This window comes from Mesorhizobium sp. ESP7-2, assembly GCF_020164715.1.
Taxonomy (GTDB): domain Bacteria; phylum Pseudomonadota; class Alphaproteobacteria; order Rhizobiales; family Rhizobiaceae; genus Mesorhizobium.
Map to the genome: position 1 here is coordinate 24,381 of NZ_JAIUGQ010000030.1, position 18,547 is coordinate 42,927.

Consider the following 18,547-nt stretch of genomic DNA (forward strand, 5'->3'; position numbering starts at 1 on the left):
GATTTGCGCGGCGACGCCGGGTGTTTCTCCCGTGGCTAACGGGGGTAGCTTGATGTCTCGCGTCCGCGGCACGTTCGTGTCTTCTTTCGACTTTGACGGCCGCTTGCGCGGTGCATTTCAGGCCGGCGGCTTGCTGGCGCTGGTGCTTGCCGCCAGCCTGTGGCTTGGAGGCGCCGCCCGGGCGCAGGAAACCCAGATCATCTATCCAGGCTCGATGGCGGTCACCGGCTTTCCCGGCACCATCATCCCCAATTTCGACGAGGGTTTGCCGCCCGGCGTCGATCCGATCGACGAAACCTTCATCGACACTTCGCGCGCCACTTTGCGCGTGTTCGACGTTTCGCACCTGGGCGGCCCGGCCTCCGGCCAGCTCGCCTTCACGCCGCCGCCTTTCGAGGTGACGGCGGGCCAGATCGGCGAGGTGTTCGGCCTTACCTATGATGACGGCGTGCGCGACGGTGTGCCGTCGGGCATTCCCAACCTCTATGCCGCCGCCACTTCGCTGCATGGCGTCGAGATCGTCACCCCGGACGCCGACAAGGACGGCAGGCCGGAGCGGCAGCACCGCGGCACGGCGGGCGCCACCTTCATGGAGGGCCAGTTCGGCACCGAAAACGGCGGCGGACCAGGCACCATCTGGAAGATCGACGGCATCACCGGCCAGGTCGCCAAATTCGCCGACATCGACACCAATAGCGGTCCCGGCATCGGCAACCTCACCTTCGATCCCGTCCACCGTCAGTTCTTCGCCTCCGATCTCGACACCGGCCTGATCCATCGCATCGACGCCAACGGCAGACAGGTCGACACGTTCGACCATGGCGTCGCCGGGCGACCGGCGCATGGGCTGGCTCCCGTCGCCGACGATGGCGCGGTAATGGACATACAGGGTGCGGCCTTCGACACCGAAGACCCCGACAGCTGGGGCTACACCCAGGATGAGCGCCGCGTCTGGGCCGTCTCCTATCATGGCGGCCGCCTCTACTATTCGGTTGGCGAAAAGTCTGAAATCTGGTCGGTGGGCATTGCCCGCGACGGCACCTTCGCCAGCGATTCGCGCTGGGAACTGACGGTCATGGCCGACAAGGACTACGCCGTCACCGACATTGCCTTCGACAACAGCGGCTTCATGTATCTCGCCCAGCGCGGCCCGGTCGAAAACCGCTACGACTACAGCCGCTTCGCCGATTCCGGCAAGGGCGAGGTCATCCGCTACTTCAGGGAAAATCCGGACGATCCCGCGACGGAATCGGTCTGGGTGGAAGCGCCGCAGGAATATGCGGTCGGCTTCCCGCAAGGCAACAGGCAGTCGGCCGGCGGCCTCGACCTGCAATATGGCTACGATGCCGACGGCAATCTCGACACTTCGGTGTGCACGCTGACGCTGGTCAACACCGGCGACAAATTGCGTGACAATCCCACACTTGCCGAAAAGCTCGCCGTCGGCGGGCCGCTTGCCGTCCATGGCGTGCAGATCACGCCCAAGGACCTAGTCAAGCCGGCCAACATGCCGCCCTTCGGCTCCTGGTTCGTCGATTTCGACGGCTATTTCGAGGATCCCGAAGTGGAAGGCCATATCGGCGACGTCGCCGTCTGGCACCCCTGCGAGGGCCGTGCCGGCTATTATGAGGAAATCCCGGGCGGCTATGAGCCTCCTTTCTACCCGCCGGACTTCCCACCGCCCGGCAATCTGCCTCCGTGTCTCGATGTCGAGGCCGTGCAGTATTACTGCACGCCGCGCGGCCTCGAGGCCGATCTCTATCTCCATGACCATGCCGGCTTCGGCGGCGATTCGATCAAGGCCCAATCCAGGACGCCAGGCGTCGGGGTGACCTCACCCATGTCGCATGCACCAGGCAAGCCGTACACGATCGACATCACCGGCCACTATCCGGGCGACAGAGTGGATGTTGGACTTTGCTTCTACAGGAAGTCCGACAAGGACAAGGGTGGCTTCTACCCTTGCTGCAAGATGACCTTGCCGCTCAGAACCCCAGCCGTCAGCTGCGAACGTTGAGGAGGGGAAGATGAACATCCTTGCCCCATCCCCGCTCGCGACCAAAACGCAAAAAACCGTCATGGAGACGATCATGAAACCCCTGTCATATGCCAGGCGCGGTGCGCGCTGGCTGATGGCGGCCGGTATCGCGGTCGCCCTTGCGCCCGCACTGCCGGCATCCGCCGCCCAGACCGTCCAGGCTGTCACCAGCCCAGATGTGCAGCCGTTGCAGCTCGACAATCCGCGCATCATTAATCCGGAGCCCGGACGTGTCGTGCCGTTCTTCACCAAGACCGGTGGCCAGCGCAGCTGCGACTCTGTCTTCTACACCTTGACCTTCGGCCTGCGCGGCAATCCGCAAGGCTTTGCTGATCCGGGCCTCGAGGCGGCACTGAAGAAAGCCAAGCTCGACTTCAAGGACCAGCTTCCGCACGGTCTTTCGATCGTCAACGTGACGGTATCCGGCGACGGCACCGATGCATCGGGTGGGGCCTTGCCGAGTGCTGTCATCAGCAATTCGGCCGGACCCAACGATACGGCAACGGTTTCCGATTTCCGGATTTCCGCCAGCGATCTCGATGGCTCGGGCGCGCTGAACGAACGCGCCATCACCTTCCGCATCACGGCCAAGATCGACCACGCCGCGTTTCCGGCGCCGGTCAATGTCGACAACCAGGGCCTGATCAAGGTCACCGGCGGCGTCGGCACGGGGACCATCATCCCGTCGCAGGATCCGGGCAAGCCGGACGATGGCAACATCGCGACCGGCGAAAAGACCTCGATCCGGATCGACCTCACCAAATGCGACAAGCAACCTCCGCCTCCCACCGACCATGAATGCTTCAAGGTCGAGCGCGGCACGGTCGACTGCTTGCCCGGTGGCGGCGCCTTCATCTATCACATGCCGGTCGGCCCGGAGATGGGCGGCAAGTGGGTGCAGGTTTCGACGACCTCATCAGGCATCACCATCATCCCCGACACCCAGAAGGTGCCGGCGGGCGGTGGCGTGCTCGACTGGAAGATCGTCGGCGCGTCACCCGGCGACGTCATCCACCTCATCGTCACCGGCATCGAGACCTATGCCGGGCCGAAGGAGGGCTGGGGCCTGTGCTGCACGCAAACCATCGACATCGTCATTCCGCGTGACCAGAGGTGCCCGCCCCGGGACAAGGAGCCGGACCTCAAGGTCGAGAAACGCGCCGACGTTCCGCGCTGCACCATGGCCGGCGGCTGCGACTTCACCATCCGTGTCACCAATGTCGGCACGGCGCCCTACAACGGCAAGATCGTGCTCGACGAGGTGACGCTGCCGGCCGGCTCGACGCTGACTTCAGGACCCAATCCGCCCTGGGTCTGCGCGCCGGGAACCACCCCGATGACGTGCACCTATCCGGTGACCACGCTCAATCCGGGGGCCTTTGTCGACCTCAAGCTCGGCTTCAGGCCGGCCGGAGGCTGGCAAGGCAGCGTGCTGCGCAACTGCGCCACCTACAATTACGGCGCCAGCGGCAAGCCGCTGTTCGGCAGCCAGGCCAATGACCGTGGCTGCGCCTCGATCCCGATCTGCCGCCGCGGCGACCGCAACCCGGATTGTCAGCCGCCGGTCGAGAAGAAGGCCGACCTGATCCTCAAGAAGCGTGCCCGCACCGAAGTCTGCACCGCCGACGGCGTCTGCACCTTCATCATCGACATCATCAACAACGGCACATCGACCTACAACGGGCCTCTGACGGTGATCGACAACTATCCAAGCGGCGCGCCGGCATCCTCGACCTTCGGGCCGAGCCCGCCCTGGACCTGCGGCCCGAACGGCCCCGGTCAGTTCCGCTGCGACAATGCCGGCATCTCGCTGCCCGCGGGCGCCTCGACGCCGATCTTCGTCAAGGCGGTGGTGCCGGCCAGCTATCGGTCGGACACGGTCGAGAACTGCGCCGAGGTGAAGGCCATCCCCGGTGAGGTCGATCTCACCAACAACAGGGCCTGCGCCAAGGAACGCATCCGCCATCCCAATGGCGGCCAGCCGACCTTGCGCATCACCAAGGTCTGCAGCGGCTCGCTGGCGGGTGCAGCAGTGGTTTCCTGCCGCATCACCGTCACCAGCGTCGGTACGGCTGCCCCCACCGGTCCGGTACGGGTCAACGATGCCGCCACGCTGGTGTCGGGCGGAGCGCCTGTCCAGATCCAGACCGTCACCCCCGACGGCGCGGAATGGGCGTGCGGACCGGTTCCGGCCAATGCGTTGTCGTGCCAGATTCCCGGCGCCGTCATGACGCCCGGAACCTCCAGGCACTTCGACGTGACTGTCTCGGCCAATGGCGAGTTCGAGAACTGCGCGCGGGGCTCCTATGGCCCGGCACAGGGCGACGACGTCGTCTATCCGATCGGCCAGGCCTGCGCCAAGGGCGGCGGCTCCTCGACCATTCGTGTCGAGAAGACCGGCGACCGCGAGTGCCGCGTCGGCCAGCCCTGCTCGTTCGACATCACTATATCCAATGACGGGACGAGCCCCTTCTCGGGTCCGGTCCGCATCGGCGATGCGATCGGCGTGGACGGGCTTGGCCGGCTGGATGGCGTTGCGATCACTTCGATCGACCCGCCCTTCGGTTGCTCGTCCGAACCGACGACGCTGCCGGCCTCCTGCATCGCCAACTTGACGCTCGGCGCCGGCGAAAGCCAGTCGCACCATGTGACGGTGGTCATTCCCGGCGACGGGCGCCTGGCCAACCTGCAGGGCAACGTCAGTGGCCAGAACTGCGTCGGCGTGCTGTCTCCCGACACACGGGTGCAGGGCGGCGACGTGCTGTCCAAGGATGCGACCAACGGGCAGGGCGATCGCGGCAAGGCCTATGCGTGCCATCCCTTCACCATAACGCATGAGGTGAAGAACCAGTGTTCGCCGAGCTTCGTCATGAACGACGCCGGCCGCTGCGTCTGCCCGGAAGGCACCACCTTCCGCAACGGCCAGTGCACTGGCGGCGGCACCAACCTTCTGCCATTGCCACTGCCGCCGCCACCGCGCTGCGTCCTGCTCGAAGGCCAGATCCGCACCGAGGACGGACGCTGTGTCTGCCCGCGCGGCACGGGGCTGGAGAACGGAAAATGCGTCAGGACCGACAAGCCCGAGCAGTGCACCATCCGTGGCCAGGTCCACAATGCGGACGGGGACTGTGTCTGCCCGCAAGGCACCGAGGTGCGCAACGGCGCCTGCCGTCCGATCCGACCGAAGCCTGAGCAGTGCACCATCCGCGGCCAGGTCCACAATGCGGACGGAGACTGCGTCTGCCCGCAAGGCACCGAGGTGCGCGACGGCGCCTGCCGCCCGATCCGGCAGAAGCCCGAGCAGTGCACCATCCGCGGCCAAGTCCACAATGCGGACGGGGACTGCGTCTGCCCGCAAGGCACCGAGGTGCGAGACCGGGCCTGCCGGCCAATCAAGCCGAAGCCTGACCAGTGCACCATTCGTGGCCAGGTCCATGACTCCGATGGCAATTGCGTCTGCCCGAGGGGTACCGAGGTGCAAGGCAATGCCTGCCGGCGCAAGCAGCCTGACATGCAGCAGTGCGACATACGCGGCCAGGTTCACAACAAGCGCGGCGAGTGCGTCTGTCCGCGTGGGACCGAGGCAATCGACGGCGCATGCCGCAAGCCCAGGCAACAGAGCGAATGCGCGCCGGGCTCGCAGATGGTCAACGGCCAGTGCCAGCCGATCTTCAGGCGACACTGTCCAGAGGGTACGATCGGGCGGTATCCGAACTGCCGGCCGATACGCGGCCAGCCATCGCTGGAAATCGATCCGGGCCAGTTGCTGCAATTGCTGCCGCGACGCAGGCAGCAGATCGACCAGCAACAGGATCCGGTTCCAAACAGGCTCCTGAAACTCCAGCAGCAGTAATCACCCGAGCGACGCCAAACGAGAACCCGCCGGAGCAGTCCGGCGGGTTTTTTCGTGGCTCGGGCAGGCCGAACCGGCTGCGACAAGATCGGCGCCGTGACACCACTCTGTGGAACCGCGCTTGTGCCCTCGACAAGTCGCCGGCAGCGCTTTAGGCAGTCGGTTCGGGGCGTCCGTATGAAAAGGACACCCGGAAAGGCCACGAGATGAGCAAAAAAACCTTGATCGCACCGTCGGTGCTGGCAGCGGATTTCTCGAAGCTTGGTGACGAGGTCGAGGCGGTGGCGGCGGCCGGTGCCGACTGGATCCATCTCGACGTGATGGATGGGCATTTCGTGCCAAACATCACTTTCGGCCCGCCTGTCATCAAGGCGATCCGCAACCGCACCAAGGCCTTTTTCGACTGCCACCTGATGATCGCGCCCGCCGACCCCTACCTCGCCGCCTTCGCCGAGGCCGGCTGCGACGGCATGACGGTGCATGCCGAGGCCGGGCCGCATCTCGACCGCTCGCTGCAGACCATCAGGAACCTCGGCAAGAAGGCCGGCGTCTCGCTCAATCCGGCGACGCCGGAAAGCGCCGTCGAATATGTGCTCGACCGGCTCGACCTGATCCTGATCATGACCGTCAATCCGGGTTTCGGCGGACAGGCCTTCATCCCGGCAATGGTCGACAAGGTGAAAAGGGTCAAGGCGTTGATCGGCGACCGGCCGATCCGCATCGAGATCGACGGCGGCGTCTCGCCGGAAACCGCGCCGCTGGTTACATCAGCCGGCGCCGACGTGCTGGTGGCCGGTGCCGCCATCTTCAAAGGCGGCAGCGGCGAAGCGTACCGCGCCAATATCGAGGCGATCAGGACCGCGGCCGACAAGGCCGCCGGCTAGAGCAATTCCAGGAAAAGCGCGTAGCGCTTTCCCTTGGGAATTGCGGGAAAACAAAGAGTTAGAGCTGTTCGGCAATTCCAACAGACACTGAACCGCTCTGACTCGGCCCGATCGATTCGGTCGAACCTGCCACTGTCTTTGCGCGCGACAGAAAAGATGCTCGCACGGGCACACGAGAAACATATGATTCTGCGTGCATACAAACACGTTCAGTTTCTGCTGGTTGCAGAGATATTCGAATTCCCGCGATCGGCGCGCCGATTGGGTATATTTCTTTGTTCTAAAGTACAATAGCGCGATCTTCTGCTTGAGCCGCGGAAGCGTGGCGCTGTATGGTACATGTACAGAAGGGGAGTGTTCGGACTCGAATTGCCCAAGACGACAGTTGGGGACAAGGAGTCGCTTTGACATATGGAGCTGCCAATCTGAACGACGACGGCACGGAAGCCAAGAGTACGCTTGCCAGCACGGTCTATCATCAATTGCGTGATGATCTTCTCGGCGGCGCTCTGGAAGCCCAAAGCAAGCTGCGCGTCGAATGGGTCGTTTCCAAATATGGCGCCGGTGCCTCTCCGGTTCGCGAAGCTCTCAATCGCCTTGCCTCCGAAGGTCTCCTCGGCCGCCATGACCAGCGCGGCTTCTTCATCATGCCGGTCAGTGCGGCCGAACTCGAGGAGCTGACGCGCACCCGCTGCTGGCTCGAGGAGCGGGCGCTGCGCGAATCGATCGCCCACCGCACCCCCGAATGGGAAGAACAATTGGTGCTGGCGCTGCATCGCCTGGGGCGCGCCTTACGGCTTTCGCCGCAAAGTAGCTCGTCGCTCGATCCGGACTGGGAGAAATTGCACCGCGCCTTCCACCGGGTGCTGATCTCGGCCTGCCGGTCGCACTGGCTGGTGGGCTTCTGCGAGCAGCTTTCCGATCACGCCTACCGCTATCGCCAGATGGCCCATGACGGCGAGAACATCCAGCGCGACGATTTCGCCGAACACCGGCTGATTGCTGAAAATGCGCTGGACGGAAATGCGGATGGCGCCGTCCAGGCCCTGATCGATCACTACCAGCTGACCGCCGCCATGTGCATGGAACGCTTCAAGCAAGGCGAGGCAACAAAGGTCGCCGCCGGTCCGGGTCATCGCGCCCACCGTTGACGGCTGTTTGATCGTCGCGCTCTGCTGTCCCCATCTCTCGAATCTTTTCGATAGACGCCGGGCAGCCGTTTGCGGCCTTGACGGCCGGGCCGGGAAACGCGAACTCTTCGCCGCGTGCCGACCCACGGCCGGCGTCGACATTGCTGTCACCCCCCATTGCCGTCACCCAGGAAGATTTCATGAGCAATCATCTGTTCGATGCATTCCGGTCCCGGATGCCGGCGCCTGGGCATCTGTTGATGGAAACCGATGATGGGCGCTCGCTCACCTATGGCGACATGCTGGCACGGTCGGCGCAGCTTGCGCATGCGCTGCTGCAAATGGATGTCGCGCCCGGCGACCGGATTGCCGTGCAGGTCGAGAAGAGCCCGGAGATGGTTTTGCTTTATCTCGCCTGTGTGCGCGCCGGCGCCGTCTTCCTGCCGCTCAACACCGCCTATACGCTGGCCGAGCTCGGCTATTTCTTCGACGATGCGGCGCCTCGCGTGATTGTCTGCGATCCCGCGCGGTCGGCGGACATCCGTGGGATGATCGACCCATCCGGTGCCGTCGTGGTCACGCTCGACCGTAATGGCCAGGGGTCCCTTGCGGATCAGGCATCGCGTCAGTCCTCCGATTTCCACGATGTCGAGCGTGGCGCGGACGATCTTGCGGCGATCCTCTACACGTCGGGAACGACCGGTCGTTCGAAAGGCGCCATGCTCAGCCACGAGAACCTTGCCTCGAACGCGCGGGTGCTGGTCGAGCAATGGCGCTTCACCAGGGATGACGTGCTGATCCACGCGCTGCCGATCTTCCACACGCACGGCCTGTTTGTCGCCACCAACGTCGTCCTGATGGCCGGCGCCTCGATGTTGTTCGAGCAAAAATTCGACGCGGGCCGAATCATCTCGCTGCTGCCGCGCGCCACCGCCCTGATGGGCGTGCCGACCTTCTACACCAGGCTGCTGCAGCAGGAGGGGCTGGATCGCGAGGCGGCGAAGGCCATCCGGCTGTTCGTGTCCGGTTCCGCGCCGCTGCTGGCCGAGACGCACAAGGCATGGCGCGATCGTACCGGCCACGCCATCCTCGAGCGCTACGGCATGACCGAGACCAACATGAACACCTCCAATCCATATGAGGGCGAGCGGCGCGCCGGCACGGTCGGTTTCCCCTTGCCCGGCGTGTCGCTGCGCATCGCCGATCCCGACAGCGGTGGGCCGCTTGACCGGGGCGACGTTGGCATGATCGAGGTCAAGGGTCCGAATGTGTTCGGCGGCTACTGGCGCATGCCGGAAAAGACCAAGGCGGAATTCCGCGCCGACGGCTTCTTCATCACCGGCGATCTCGGCATGATCGACGCTGACGGCTATGTCCATATTGTCGGTCGCGGCAAGGACCTGATCATATCAGGCGGCTACAACGTCTATCCGAAGGAACTCGAAAGCGAGATCGACGCGCTCGACGGCGTCCTGGAAAGCGCCGTTATCGGCCTTGCCCATCCGGACTTCGGCGAAGGCGTCACCGCTGTCGTCGTGCGCTCGCCCGCGTCGCGGATCAGCGCGGCCGAGATTCTCGACGCCATCACCGGCCGCGTGGCGAAGTACAAGCATCCCAAACGGGTGATCTTCGTCGAGGAACTGCCGCGCAACACGATGGGCAAGGTGCAGAAGAACTTGCTTCGCGACAGCTACAAGGACCTCTACGTCTCCGCCAAAGCCGGCTAAATAGGTACCCGCTGCGGCGCGGAACTAACGCCGGCTCAGGCCGGGTACAAGAGTTCGACGACATGGTCGGCGATCGCCAGGCTTGCGGTCAGGCCGGGGCTCTCGATGCCGAACAGATTGACGATCCGGCCTGCACCATGATCGGCCGGCCCTTGGATCATGAAATCGGCTGAAGCTTGGCCCGGGCCGGACAGCTTCGGCCTGATGCCGGCATAGGCCGGCTGCAGGGCGTCATCGGCAAGGTCGGGCCAATAGCGGCGGATCGCCTCGTAGAAGACGGCGCTTCGGCCCGGGTCGACGGCATAATCCACGCCGTCGATCCATTCGACGTCGGGGCCAAAGCGCGCATTGCCGGCAAGGTCGAGCGTCAGATGGACGCCGAGGCCGCCTTCGACTGGAACCGGATAGATCAGACGCGAAAACGGAGACCGCCCCGGAAGCGCGAAATAATTGCCGCGCGCCAGCCACTGCCGGGGGATGAGGCCCCTTGGGAAACCCTCGATCCGGCTGGCCACCGCCTGCGCATCGAGGCCCGCGGCGTTGACGAAAGCGCCGGCCTCCAGGGCGAAGGTCTCGCCATTGGCATCGCGCGTGTCGATCCGGATCGCGTCGGCTTCGATCGCTGCTCCGGCAACGGAAGTGAGGAAAGCAAAGGATGTGCCGGCGGCCTCGGCGTCGCCGCGCAGCGACAGCATCAGCGCATGGCTGTCTATAATGCCGGTCGATGGCGACAGCAACGCGGAGGCACAGGTCAGCGCCGGTTCCAGGCTCTCGGCCTCGCCGCGTGTCAAAAGCTCGAGATCGTCGACCCCGCAGCGCTTCGCATTGGCCTCGATCGACCGCAGCGCGTCCGCCTGGCCGGGCTCGCTGGCGACGATCAGCTTGCCGGCGCGGCGATGGCCGATATCGTGTTTGGCGCAGTACGCGTAGAGAAGCCGGCGTCCTTCGACGCAGAGCCGGGCCTTCAGGCTGCCAGGCGCATAATAGAGCCCGGCATGGATGACTTCCGAATTGCGTGAACTGGTGACGGTGCCGATCGCGTCGGCCTTTTCGATCACCACCACCTCGCGGCCCGACAAGGCAAGCGCTCTGGCAATGGCCAGCCCGACTACGCCTGCTCCGGCGACGACACAATCGATTGTCTGCATGGCCTCGCTCTCAGCGGGAAGCGGCAGCCTCGAACACCTTGTCGCCGCCGATCCAGACGCTTCCTATGTCAAGATCGTCCGATAGCGCAACGATGTCCGCCGCCGTGCCATTGGCGAAGCGGCCAAGCCGGTGCGACTGGCCGATCGCCTGCGCCGGATAGAGCGAAGCCATGCGCAAGGCTTCGGACAGCTCAAGCCCGACGGTGCGGTGCATGAACCGGATGGCCGAGATCATGTCGAGGTCGGCGCCAGCCAGCGTGCCGTCGGCAAGCCTGAGGCTCCCATCCCGGCGGTAGATGGTGCGGCCGTTGAGCGTGAACGAGCTCATGTCGGTGCCGATTGTCGCCATCGCGTCGGTGACCAGCACGATCCTGCCCGGCCCCTGCTTGGCATCGAGCGCGATCCTGATCGTGGCCGGATGGACATGGATGCCGTCGGCGATCAGCCCGGCCGACAAGGTGCCGATGTCGATGGCCGCGCCCGCCAGTCCGGGCTCGCGGTTGCCGATCTGGCTCATCGCGTTGAAGAGGTGGGTGACGACGCTGGCACCGGCCTCGGCGAAGGCTTTTGCCGTGGCATGGCCCGTATCCGAGTGGCCGAGGCTGACGATGATCCCGGCCTTGGCCAACGCCGTGACCCGGGCCGCGTCGACGGATTCGGGCGCGATCGTGGTCAGCAGCACCGGCAACTTGTTGCGCGCCGCGATCAGCATGGCCTGGTCGGCATCCGTCATCGGCCGGATCAGCGCCGGATCATGCGCACCCTTGCGGGCGATCGACAGATGCGGACCTTCCAGATGCAGGCCGAGAAAACCCGGCACTCTTTGCAGCGCTGCCGCTTCGCCGGCGGCGATTGCCGCGGCGGTGATGGCGGGCGTGTCGGTGATCAGCGTCGGCAGCAGCGCCGTCGTGCCGAACGGCGCATGCGCGCGGCAGATGGTTTCGATCGAGGCGACATCGGGATGGTCGTTGAGCATCACCCCGCCGCCGCCATTGACCTGGATGTCGACGAAGCCCGGCGCCAGCATGCTGCCACCAGTGTCGATGGCGCGGATATCCCCGGGAAGCGCGCCTTGCGGCAGCATGGCCTCGATGAGGCCGTCGCGCACGACGAGGGCTGAGCCTTCATGCCAGTCGTCGCCGTCGAAGATGCGGGCGCCAGTCAGGGCAAAACGGTCGTTCATACGGTCTCCGTCACCTTGCGAAGGTTGCGCGGCGCGTCCGGGTCGAGGCCGCGATGCCGGGCAAAGGCCTCGACGAACATGTAGAAGGAGACGATCAGCGTCAGCGGATCGGTCAGCGGGTGACCGGTGGCGACATGCGGCAGGCGTGTGGCGCGATTGGCGAGCGCCGAGGTGACGAACACCGGGGCGCCCTTGGCCGCCAGGCTGTCGGCCGCTTCGGCGACGGAGGGCTCGGACGCGTCGCGCGCGGCCAGCGCCAACACCGGAAAGTCGGGGCCGATCAGCGCCAGCGGACCATGCATGACTTCGGCCGCGCTATAGGCCTCGGCATGGATGCCGCAGGTCTCCTTGAACTTCAGCGCCGCCTCGTTGGCCATCGCCGCTGACGGGCCGCGGCCGAGAATGAACAGCGACTTCTGCTTCTCGATCGTCTCGGCCAGCACGCTCATCCAGTCGCAGGCGATCGCCTTGCCGAAATGCTCGGGCAGGCGGGCAAGTGCCGCGAGAAGCGCTTCATCGCCGGTCGCATGCGCCATCAGGGCAAGACCCGCAACGGCGGAGTTGATGAAGGTCTTGGTTGCTGCGACGCTGCGCTCGGGACCGGCCAGGATGTCGATGGCGAAATCCGAGGCCCGCGCGAGCGGCGAATCGGCGGTGTTGGTGACGGCGATGGTCAGCGCGCCGCCGGCCCGGGCGGTTTCGGCCATGGCGACGATGTCGGGGCTCTTGCCCGACTGCGAGATCGCCAGGCAGGCCGAGCCGTCAAGCCGGAGCTTGCGGCCATAGATCGAGGCGATGGAGGGGCCGACCGAGGCTACGGCAAGGCCTGCGGTCAGCTCCACGGCATATTTCATGAAGGTGGCGGCATGGTCGGACGAGCCACGTGCCACGGTGACGACGAAATGCGGGTCGCGCTCCCTGATGCCGCGCCCGGCCTCGGCCAGCACCGCTCCCGAGCCGTCGAGCAGGCGGGCGACGGCTTGCGGGATCTCCTCGATCTCGCGCTGCATATGGGTGGTGTTGGCAATCATGGTCGGCTCTCTTCGCTCGGCCCTGTCAGCCGCAGTTCGGCGACGAAATCATAGGCGTCGCCCCGGTAGATGGAGCGGGTGAATTCGATCACCTTGCCGCTCGCCAGATAGGAAATACGCTCGATGTGCAGGCCGGCAATACCCGGCGGCACTTCGAGCAGGCGCGCATCGCCATCGCCGAGATTGGCGGCGGAGATGCGCTGCACCGCCCGCACCGGCCGGTTGCCGGTCAGTTCCAGTGCCGCGTAGAGCGAGGAACCGATGCCGGCCGGGTCGGGCAGCACGCTGGCTGACAGCGAGGCCCGTTCGATCGCCAGCGGCGTATCGTTGGCGATGCGCAGGCGCGCCACACGCGCCACCAGCTCGTTCGACGACAGGCCGAGCACCATCATCTCGTCGGGCGAGGGCGCGTAGAGACCGCGGTCGAGCCAGGCCGAGCGCACCGCCATGCCGCGCCGCGCCATGTCCTCGGTGAAGGAGGTCAGCCGCGACAGCGACTGCTCGACGCGCTCCATGCGCGGCGCGACGAAGGTGCCGGAGCCGTGGCGCTGCACCAGGATGCCGCCCTTGACCAGGTCCTGCACCGCCTTGCGCACGGTGACGCGCGAAATGTCGGCCTTGGTGGCGATGTCGCGCTCGGAAGGCAGCGCGTCGCCCGGGCCGATCAGCCCGCGATTGACGGCGTCCTCGATGCTTTTGCGCAGCTGCAGGTAAAGCGGCGCGCCGCTTTGCGAGGATTGTTTGAGCGCAGCGAAGATCTGGTCGGCGGCATCGCTCATCGCGCAGCCCCCAAGGGCCCAGTGAACAGACGCGCCGCCATCTGCACCGCGCCGCCTAGCGCATCGTCGAGCGGTTCCTTCAGCAGGGCGCGGTAGCGCGCCGACAGGCGCGGCGCATAGAGCGGCGCCAGCCCGCCGAGCAGGCAGAGCGGCGCGCCGGCGGCGAGGTCGAGCGCGCCGAGCGAGGCCTCGACATCGGCGACCGCTCTGTCGAGGATCCAGTTGGCGACGATGTCGCCTTTTTGCGCGTGCTCGAACACTTTCGGCGCGAAGCCGCCGAAATCGCCTGGTTTGGCGTTGGTGGTGAATTCGACCACGTCCTCGGGATTGTTGCGGAAAACGGCCATCATGCTGTCGGTCAGCGGCGAGGCCTGGCGCACGCCGTCATGCGCCAGCAATGTCTGTTCCAGCAGGTCGCGGCCGATGCGGGCGCCGCTGCCCTGGTCGCCGACCTGGAACCCCCAGCCGCCGATGGCACGCGATTTGCCATTTTTGCGCGCCATATAGGCGGTGCCGGTGCCAAGGATCGCCATCGCGCCGTCGCCGGAACCGACCGCGCCTTCGAGCGCGATCTCCGCATCGGTCTCGACGCGGCTGGTGCTGAACGGCAGGATCGCCTCGAGCTGCTGCCGGTAGGTGCCGACATTGGCGCCGGCAAGGCCGAGAATGGCCGGCGTTTGCGGGATCAGGTCCGGGTCCTGCCCGGCGGCGATGAAAGCCTGCCGCGCCGCATCGACGATGTTCGAGCGGGCGCCGGTGAGGTCGGTGCGGATGTTGGCGGCGCCGCTTTTGGCACGGCCGACGACAACGCCGTCCGCTGTAGCCAATGCGGCTCTGCAGCTGGTGCCGCCGCCATCGATGCCGAGCACGAATTTCACGTGATTTCTCCTCCGGGCGGATAATACCAATAAAATACCAATAGCCAAGGGTTAATTTCCGTTTCAAAAAGATTAAGCCGCATTTTATTGAAAAATCTGTGCAATTCGTCGGCTCAGCGATTTCCTGCCCGCAAGTTCGTTAATGCGTGTGGACAAGTGGTATTTTTTTGGTATTGTTTTCGAAGTTTGGAGGAACTGGGATGGCCGAAACGCGCACCGAAGCGCTGCATGGGAATGCCGAGGGACTGGATATCCAGGCTCCCGAAGCGATCCTCGGCTCGCTGGCCGATGCGCAGGTCGAGGCCGCGAAGGCCGTCCGCAACGCCATTCCCTCCATCGCCAGGGCAGCCGAGATCATTGCCGGCTGCCTGAGCGGCGGCGGCAAGCTTGCCTATGCCGCGGCCGGCAGCTCCGGCCTGATGGCGCTGGCCGACGCGCTGGAACTGCCCGGCACGTTCGGCATCCAGCGCGACCGCATCGCCATCCTGATCGCCGGCGGCGACGGGGCCTTCAGGACACTGGCCGGCGGGCCCGAGGATGATGCCGAGGAGGCCTCGACCGCGGTCGCCAATGCCGGCATCGGCGCGGGCGATTGCCTGATCGCTCTTTCGGCCAGCGGCACGACGCCCTATGCGGTGCGCGCCATCGAGGACGCGCGGCGCCGGGGCGCCGCCACCATCGGCGTCGCCAACAACAGGGACTCGGCTCTGCTCAGGCAGGCCGACACCGCCATCCTGCTCGAAACGCCGCCGGAAGTCATCGCCGGCTCGACCCGCATGGGCGCCGGAACGGCGCAGAAGATCGCCCTCAACATGCTGTCGACGCTGACCGCCATCCATCTCGGCCATGTTCATGACGGCTACATGGTCAACCTCATGGCCGACAACATGAAGCTGCGCGACAGGGCGGCGCGGATGGTCGCCGCCATCAGCGGCGCGAGCCGCGAAGAGGCTGCCAGCCTGCTCGAAAAGAGCGGCGGCGCCGTCAAGACCGCCATTCTGCTCGCCGCCGGCGCCGACAGCGCCGACGCCGCGCGGAAGATACTGGAACGGACGGGCCATAAGCTGCGGCCAGCCCTTTCCGCGCTGGGGCATGATCCCGAAAAGTGGAAACCGCTTTTCGGAAAAGATCATGCTCGAACAAAGAAATAGAGCCTGTTTCATCCCGATTTCGATAGGGGTGAAACGGGCTTGCGAGGGGAACAAGGGCTCCAAAGCCTAGGTTCTCATCAAAACCGAACCTGAAAAAGGTCAACAGGGAGACTGAGCATGACAACGAAACTACTGACGGCACTGCTTCTGGGCACAAGCATTCTCGGCTCGGCCGGGATGGCTCACGCCGAGGACGTAACGCTCAACATCGAAAGCTGGCGCGGCGACGACCTTGCCATCTGGAAGGACAAGCTGATCCCGGCCTTCGAAGCCAAGAACCCCGGCATCAAGGTGGTGTTCGCACCATCGGCTCCGACCGAATATGACGCCGCGCTCGGCGCCAAGCTCGCCGCCGGCTCGGCGGGCGACCTGATCACCTGCCGCCCGTTCGACAAGTCGCTCGAACTGTTCAAGAAGGGCAACCTTGCCGACCTGTCGGCGCTGCCCGGCATGGAAAACTTCTCGCCCGTCGCCAAGTCCGCCTGGCAGACCGATGACGGCAAGGCGAGCTTCTGCGTGCCGATGGCATCCGTCATCCACGGCTTCATCTACAACAAGGACGCCTTCGACAAGCTCGGCATCAAGGTGCCGCAGACCCGCGACGAGTTCTTCGCCGCGCTCGACAAGATCAAGGCCGACGGCACCTATATCCCGATGGCGATGGGCACCAAGGACCTCTGGGAAGCCGCGACCATGGGCTACCAGAACATTGGCCCCAATTACTGGAAGGGCGAGGACGGCCGCAAGGCGCTGATCAAGGGCGATCAGAAGCTGACCGACAAGGACTGGGTCGCGCCGTATGAGGAACTGGCCAAGTGGAAGCCATACCTGGGCGACGGCTTCGAAGCCCAGACCTATCCGGACAGCCAGAACCTGTTCACCCTCGGCCGCGCCGCCATCTACCCGGCCGGCTCGTGGGAAATTGGCCTGTTCAACACCCAGGCCCAGTTCAAGATGGGCGCCTTCCCGCCGCCGGTCGAGAAGGCCGGCGACACCTGCTACATCTCCGACCATACCGATATCGGCATGGGCCTGAACGCAGCTTCCAAGCACGCGGACGCGGCCAAGACCTTCCTGTCCTGGGTGGCCTCGCCGGATTTCGCCACCATCTACGCCAACGCGCTGCCGGGCTTCTTCAGCCTGAACTCCTCGCCCGTGAAGATGCAGGACCCGCTGGCGCAGGAATTCGTCTCCTGGCGCGGCAAGTGCAAGTCGACGATCCGCTCGACCTACCAGATCCTGTCGCGCGGCACGCCGAACCTCGAAAACGAGACCTGGGTTGAATCGGCCAACGTCATCAACGGCACCGATACGCCCGAAGCCGCGGCCAAGAAGCTGCAGACCGGTCTCGACAGCTGGTATCATCCGGCGAAGTAGGAGCTCAGGCAACGGAGCAAGGCCGTTCCAAGTGGACGGCCCTGCCTTTTTCGATAGCATCGACTGCGAACGACGGCGCCGCCCCTCATCCGCCTGCCGGCACCTTCTCCCCGTATAGTGACGGGGAGAAGAAACCAGCTGCAACGCTGGCAACCCCCTCTCCCCGTCCTTCACGGGGAGAGGGTAGGGTGAGGGGCAGCGCTGCCGTCGAACGCATTTGCCCAGACCCTTGATCGGCGGGGACCGAACTCATGGCCGCACAAACACGACCGAAAAGACCGTTCCGCTGGCATATCGCCGTTTTCCTGGCGCCGGCGGTGCTGGTCTATACGGCAATCATGATCCTGCCGCTCGCCGGCACGCTGCAGCTCTCGCTGTTCCGAAACGTCGAGCAGTCCCAGATCTTCGTCGGCCTGGACAATTTCCGCACACTGTTCGGCGACCCCAACTGGTCGGTGAATTTCTGGAACGCGCTGCGCAACAATCTCTGGTTCTTCATCATCCACATGCTGGTGCAGAACCCGGTTGGCGTGCTTTTGGCGGCGCTCCTGTCCAGCCCGAAGCTCCGGTTCTCGGCCTTCTACCGCACCGCGATTTTCGTGCCGACCATCCTGTCCTTCGTCATCGTCGGCTTTGCCTGGAAGCTGATCCTGTCGCCGCTGTGGGGCGTGGCGCCGCATCTGCTCGATTTCGTCGGCCTGAAGAGCCTGTTCACGCCGTGGCTCGGCAAGGAGCAATACGCTCTGACCGCGCTCAGCCTCATCTCGGTGTGGCAGTTCATCGGCATCCCGATGATGCTGATCTATGCCGCGCTGCTGTCGATCCCCGAAGAGGTGATCGAGGCCGCCGAATGCGACGGGATCACCGGCCTGTCGCAGTTCTGGAAGATCAAGCTGCCGCTGATCCTGCCGTCGATCGGCATCATCTCGATCCTCACCTTCGTCGGCAATTTCAACGCCTTCGACCTGATCTACACCGCGCAAGGCGCGCTCGCCGGGCCGAACTATTCGACCGATATTCTCGGCACCTTTCTCTACCGCGCCTTCTTCGGTTTCCAGCTGCAGGTCGGCGATCCCAACATGGGCGCGACCATCGCTACGATCATGTTCCTGATCATCCTCGGCGGTGTCTGCGTCTACCTCTTCCTCATCCAGACGCGCCTGCGTCGCTACCAGTTCTGAGGGGCGGAAATGTCACGGCTGAACACCCCCCTCTGGCCTGCCGGCCATCTCCCCCTCAAGGGGGGAGATTGGATATCATCACCGCTTTCGCCAACTTTCGGCGCAGCAGAACTGGTGGCTACATCGATGCTGCCGATCTCCCCCCTTGAGGGGGAGATGTCCGGCAGGACAGAGGGGGGTGCCTTGG

General features: G+C 65.0%; 13 protein-coding genes. 8 read left to right on the forward strand and 5 right to left on the reverse strand.

Translation table 11 applies throughout. From position 1 onward, the window contains the following. Window positions 1–52: 52 nt before the first annotated feature. The 5 genes from LB543_RS23865 (at window position 53) to LB543_RS23885 (ending at window position 9,632) form a co-directional block, all read left to right on the forward strand. Window positions 53–2,017 (forward strand): hypothetical protein, encoded by a 1,965-nt coding sequence (locus LB543_RS23865; protein WP_411908783.1) that lies wholly within the window; start codon window positions 53–55, stop codon window positions 2,015–2,017. Window positions 2,018–2,027: 10 nt separating this feature from the next. After that, complete coding sequence (locus tag LB543_RS23870; protein WP_224615758.1) at window positions 2,028–5,891, forward strand: DUF11 domain-containing protein; 3,864 nt, start codon at window positions 2,028–2,030, stop codon at window positions 5,889–5,891. Window positions 5,892–6,097: 206 nt separating this feature from the next. After that, window positions 6,098–6,775, forward strand: a complete 678-nt coding sequence (gene rpe / locus LB543_RS23875) for a ribulose-phosphate 3-epimerase (protein WP_224615760.1) — start codon at window positions 6,098–6,100, stop codon at window positions 6,773–6,775. Between the two features lie 404 nt (window positions 6,776–7,179). After that, window positions 7,180–7,926 (forward strand): GntR family transcriptional regulator, encoded by a 747-nt coding sequence (locus LB543_RS23880; protein WP_224615761.1) that lies wholly within the window; start codon window positions 7,180–7,182, stop codon window positions 7,924–7,926. A gap of 179 nt (window positions 7,927–8,105) precedes the next feature. Further along, a complete protein-coding gene (locus tag LB543_RS23885; protein WP_224615762.1) occupies window positions 8,106–9,632 on the forward strand; it encodes a malonate--CoA ligase in 1,527 nt (508 codons plus the stop codon). Window positions 9,633–9,667: 35 nt separating this feature from the next. On the opposite strand, the gene LB543_RS23890 is transcribed toward LB543_RS23885, so the two are convergent. The 5 genes from LB543_RS23890 to LB543_RS23910 are packed head-to-tail and all read right to left on the reverse strand — an operon-like array spanning window position 9,668 to window position 14,651. Beyond that, window positions 9,668–10,780 carry an NAD(P)/FAD-dependent oxidoreductase gene (locus LB543_RS23890; protein ID WP_224615764.1) on the reverse strand — a complete coding sequence of 371 codons (1,113 nt, stop codon included), beginning with the start codon at window positions 10,778–10,780 and terminating at the stop codon, window positions 9,668–9,670. Between the two features lie 10 nt (window positions 10,781–10,790). Next, window positions 10,791–11,963 carry an N-acetylglucosamine-6-phosphate deacetylase gene (gene nagA / locus LB543_RS23895; protein WP_224615766.1) on the reverse strand — a complete coding sequence of 391 codons (1,173 nt, stop codon included), beginning with the start codon at window positions 11,961–11,963 and terminating at the stop codon, window positions 10,791–10,793. After that, the gene (locus tag LB543_RS23900) at window positions 11,960–12,994 is read right to left on the reverse strand and encodes an SIS domain-containing protein (RefSeq protein ID WP_224596846.1); all 1,035 of its coding nucleotides are present in this window, start codon (window positions 12,992–12,994) and stop codon (window positions 11,960–11,962) included. The genes nagA and LB543_RS23900 overlap by 4 nt, the downstream gene beginning before the upstream one ends. Continuing rightward, window positions 12,991–13,773, reverse strand: coding sequence for a GntR family transcriptional regulator (locus LB543_RS23905; RefSeq protein ID WP_140812249.1), 783 nt, complete (start codon window positions 13,771–13,773; stop codon window positions 12,991–12,993). Before LB543_RS23905 ends, LB543_RS23900 begins: the two co-directional genes overlap by 4 nt. Next, the gene (locus LB543_RS23910) at window positions 13,770–14,651 is read right to left on the reverse strand and encodes an N-acetylglucosamine kinase (RefSeq protein WP_140812250.1); all 882 of its coding nucleotides are present in this window, start codon (window positions 14,649–14,651) and stop codon (window positions 13,770–13,772) included. The genes LB543_RS23905 and LB543_RS23910 overlap by 4 nt, the downstream gene beginning before the upstream one ends. A gap of 200 nt (window positions 14,652–14,851) precedes the next feature. Between LB543_RS23910 and LB543_RS23915 the strand changes: the two genes are divergently transcribed. From LB543_RS23915 to LB543_RS23925, 3 genes are all read left to right on the forward strand, one after another. After that, entirely contained in the window at window positions 14,852–15,802 is a 951-nt protein-coding gene (locus LB543_RS23915) for an N-acetylmuramic acid 6-phosphate etherase (protein WP_224615768.1), read from the forward strand. Between the two features lie 117 nt (window positions 15,803–15,919). Further along, window positions 15,920–17,179, forward strand: coding sequence for an ABC transporter substrate-binding protein (locus LB543_RS23920; RefSeq protein WP_224615770.1), 1,260 nt, complete (start codon window positions 15,920–15,922; stop codon window positions 17,177–17,179). A gap of 251 nt (window positions 17,180–17,430) precedes the next feature. After that, window positions 17,431–18,360: a carbohydrate ABC transporter permease gene (locus LB543_RS23925; RefSeq protein ID WP_224615771.1), complete on the forward strand. Its 930-nt coding sequence runs from the start codon at window positions 17,431–17,433 to the stop codon at window positions 18,358–18,360. Window positions 18,361–18,547 lie beyond the last annotated feature (187 nt).

Coding starts and splice junctions, on each gene's coding strand:
- LB543_RS23920 (WP_224615770.1), top strand. CDS start 15,920: ATGACAACGAAACTACTGACGGCACTGCTTCTGGGCACAAGCATTCTC.
- LB543_RS23865 (WP_411908783.1), top strand. CDS start 53: ATGTCTCGCGTCCGCGGCACGTTCGTGTCTTCTTTCGACTTTGACGGC.
- LB543_RS23885 (WP_224615762.1), top strand. CDS start 8,106: ATGAGCAATCATCTGTTCGATGCATTCCGGTCCCGGATGCCGGCGCCT.
- LB543_RS23905 (WP_140812249.1), bottom strand. CDS start 13,773: ATGAGCGATGCCGCCGACCAGATCTTCGCTGCGCTCAAACAATCCTCG.
- nagA (WP_224615766.1), bottom strand. CDS start 11,963: ATGAACGACCGTTTTGCCCTGACTGGCGCCCGCATCTTCGACGGCGAC.
- LB543_RS23925 (WP_224615771.1), top strand. CDS start 17,431: ATGGCCGCACAAACACGACCGAAAAGACCGTTCCGCTGGCATATCGCC.
- LB543_RS23900 (WP_224596846.1), bottom strand. CDS start 12,994: ATGATTGCCAACACCACCCATATGCAGCGCGAGATCGAGGAGATCCCG.
- LB543_RS23870 (WP_224615758.1), top strand. CDS start 2,028: ATGAACATCCTTGCCCCATCCCCGCTCGCGACCAAAACGCAAAAAACC.
- LB543_RS23890 (WP_224615764.1), bottom strand. CDS start 10,780: ATGCAGACAATCGATTGTGTCGTCGCCGGAGCAGGCGTAGTCGGGCTG.
- LB543_RS23915 (WP_224615768.1), top strand. CDS start 14,852: ATGGCCGAAACGCGCACCGAAGCGCTGCATGGGAATGCCGAGGGACTG.
- rpe (WP_224615760.1), top strand. CDS start 6,098: ATGAGCAAAAAAACCTTGATCGCACCGTCGGTGCTGGCAGCGGATTTC.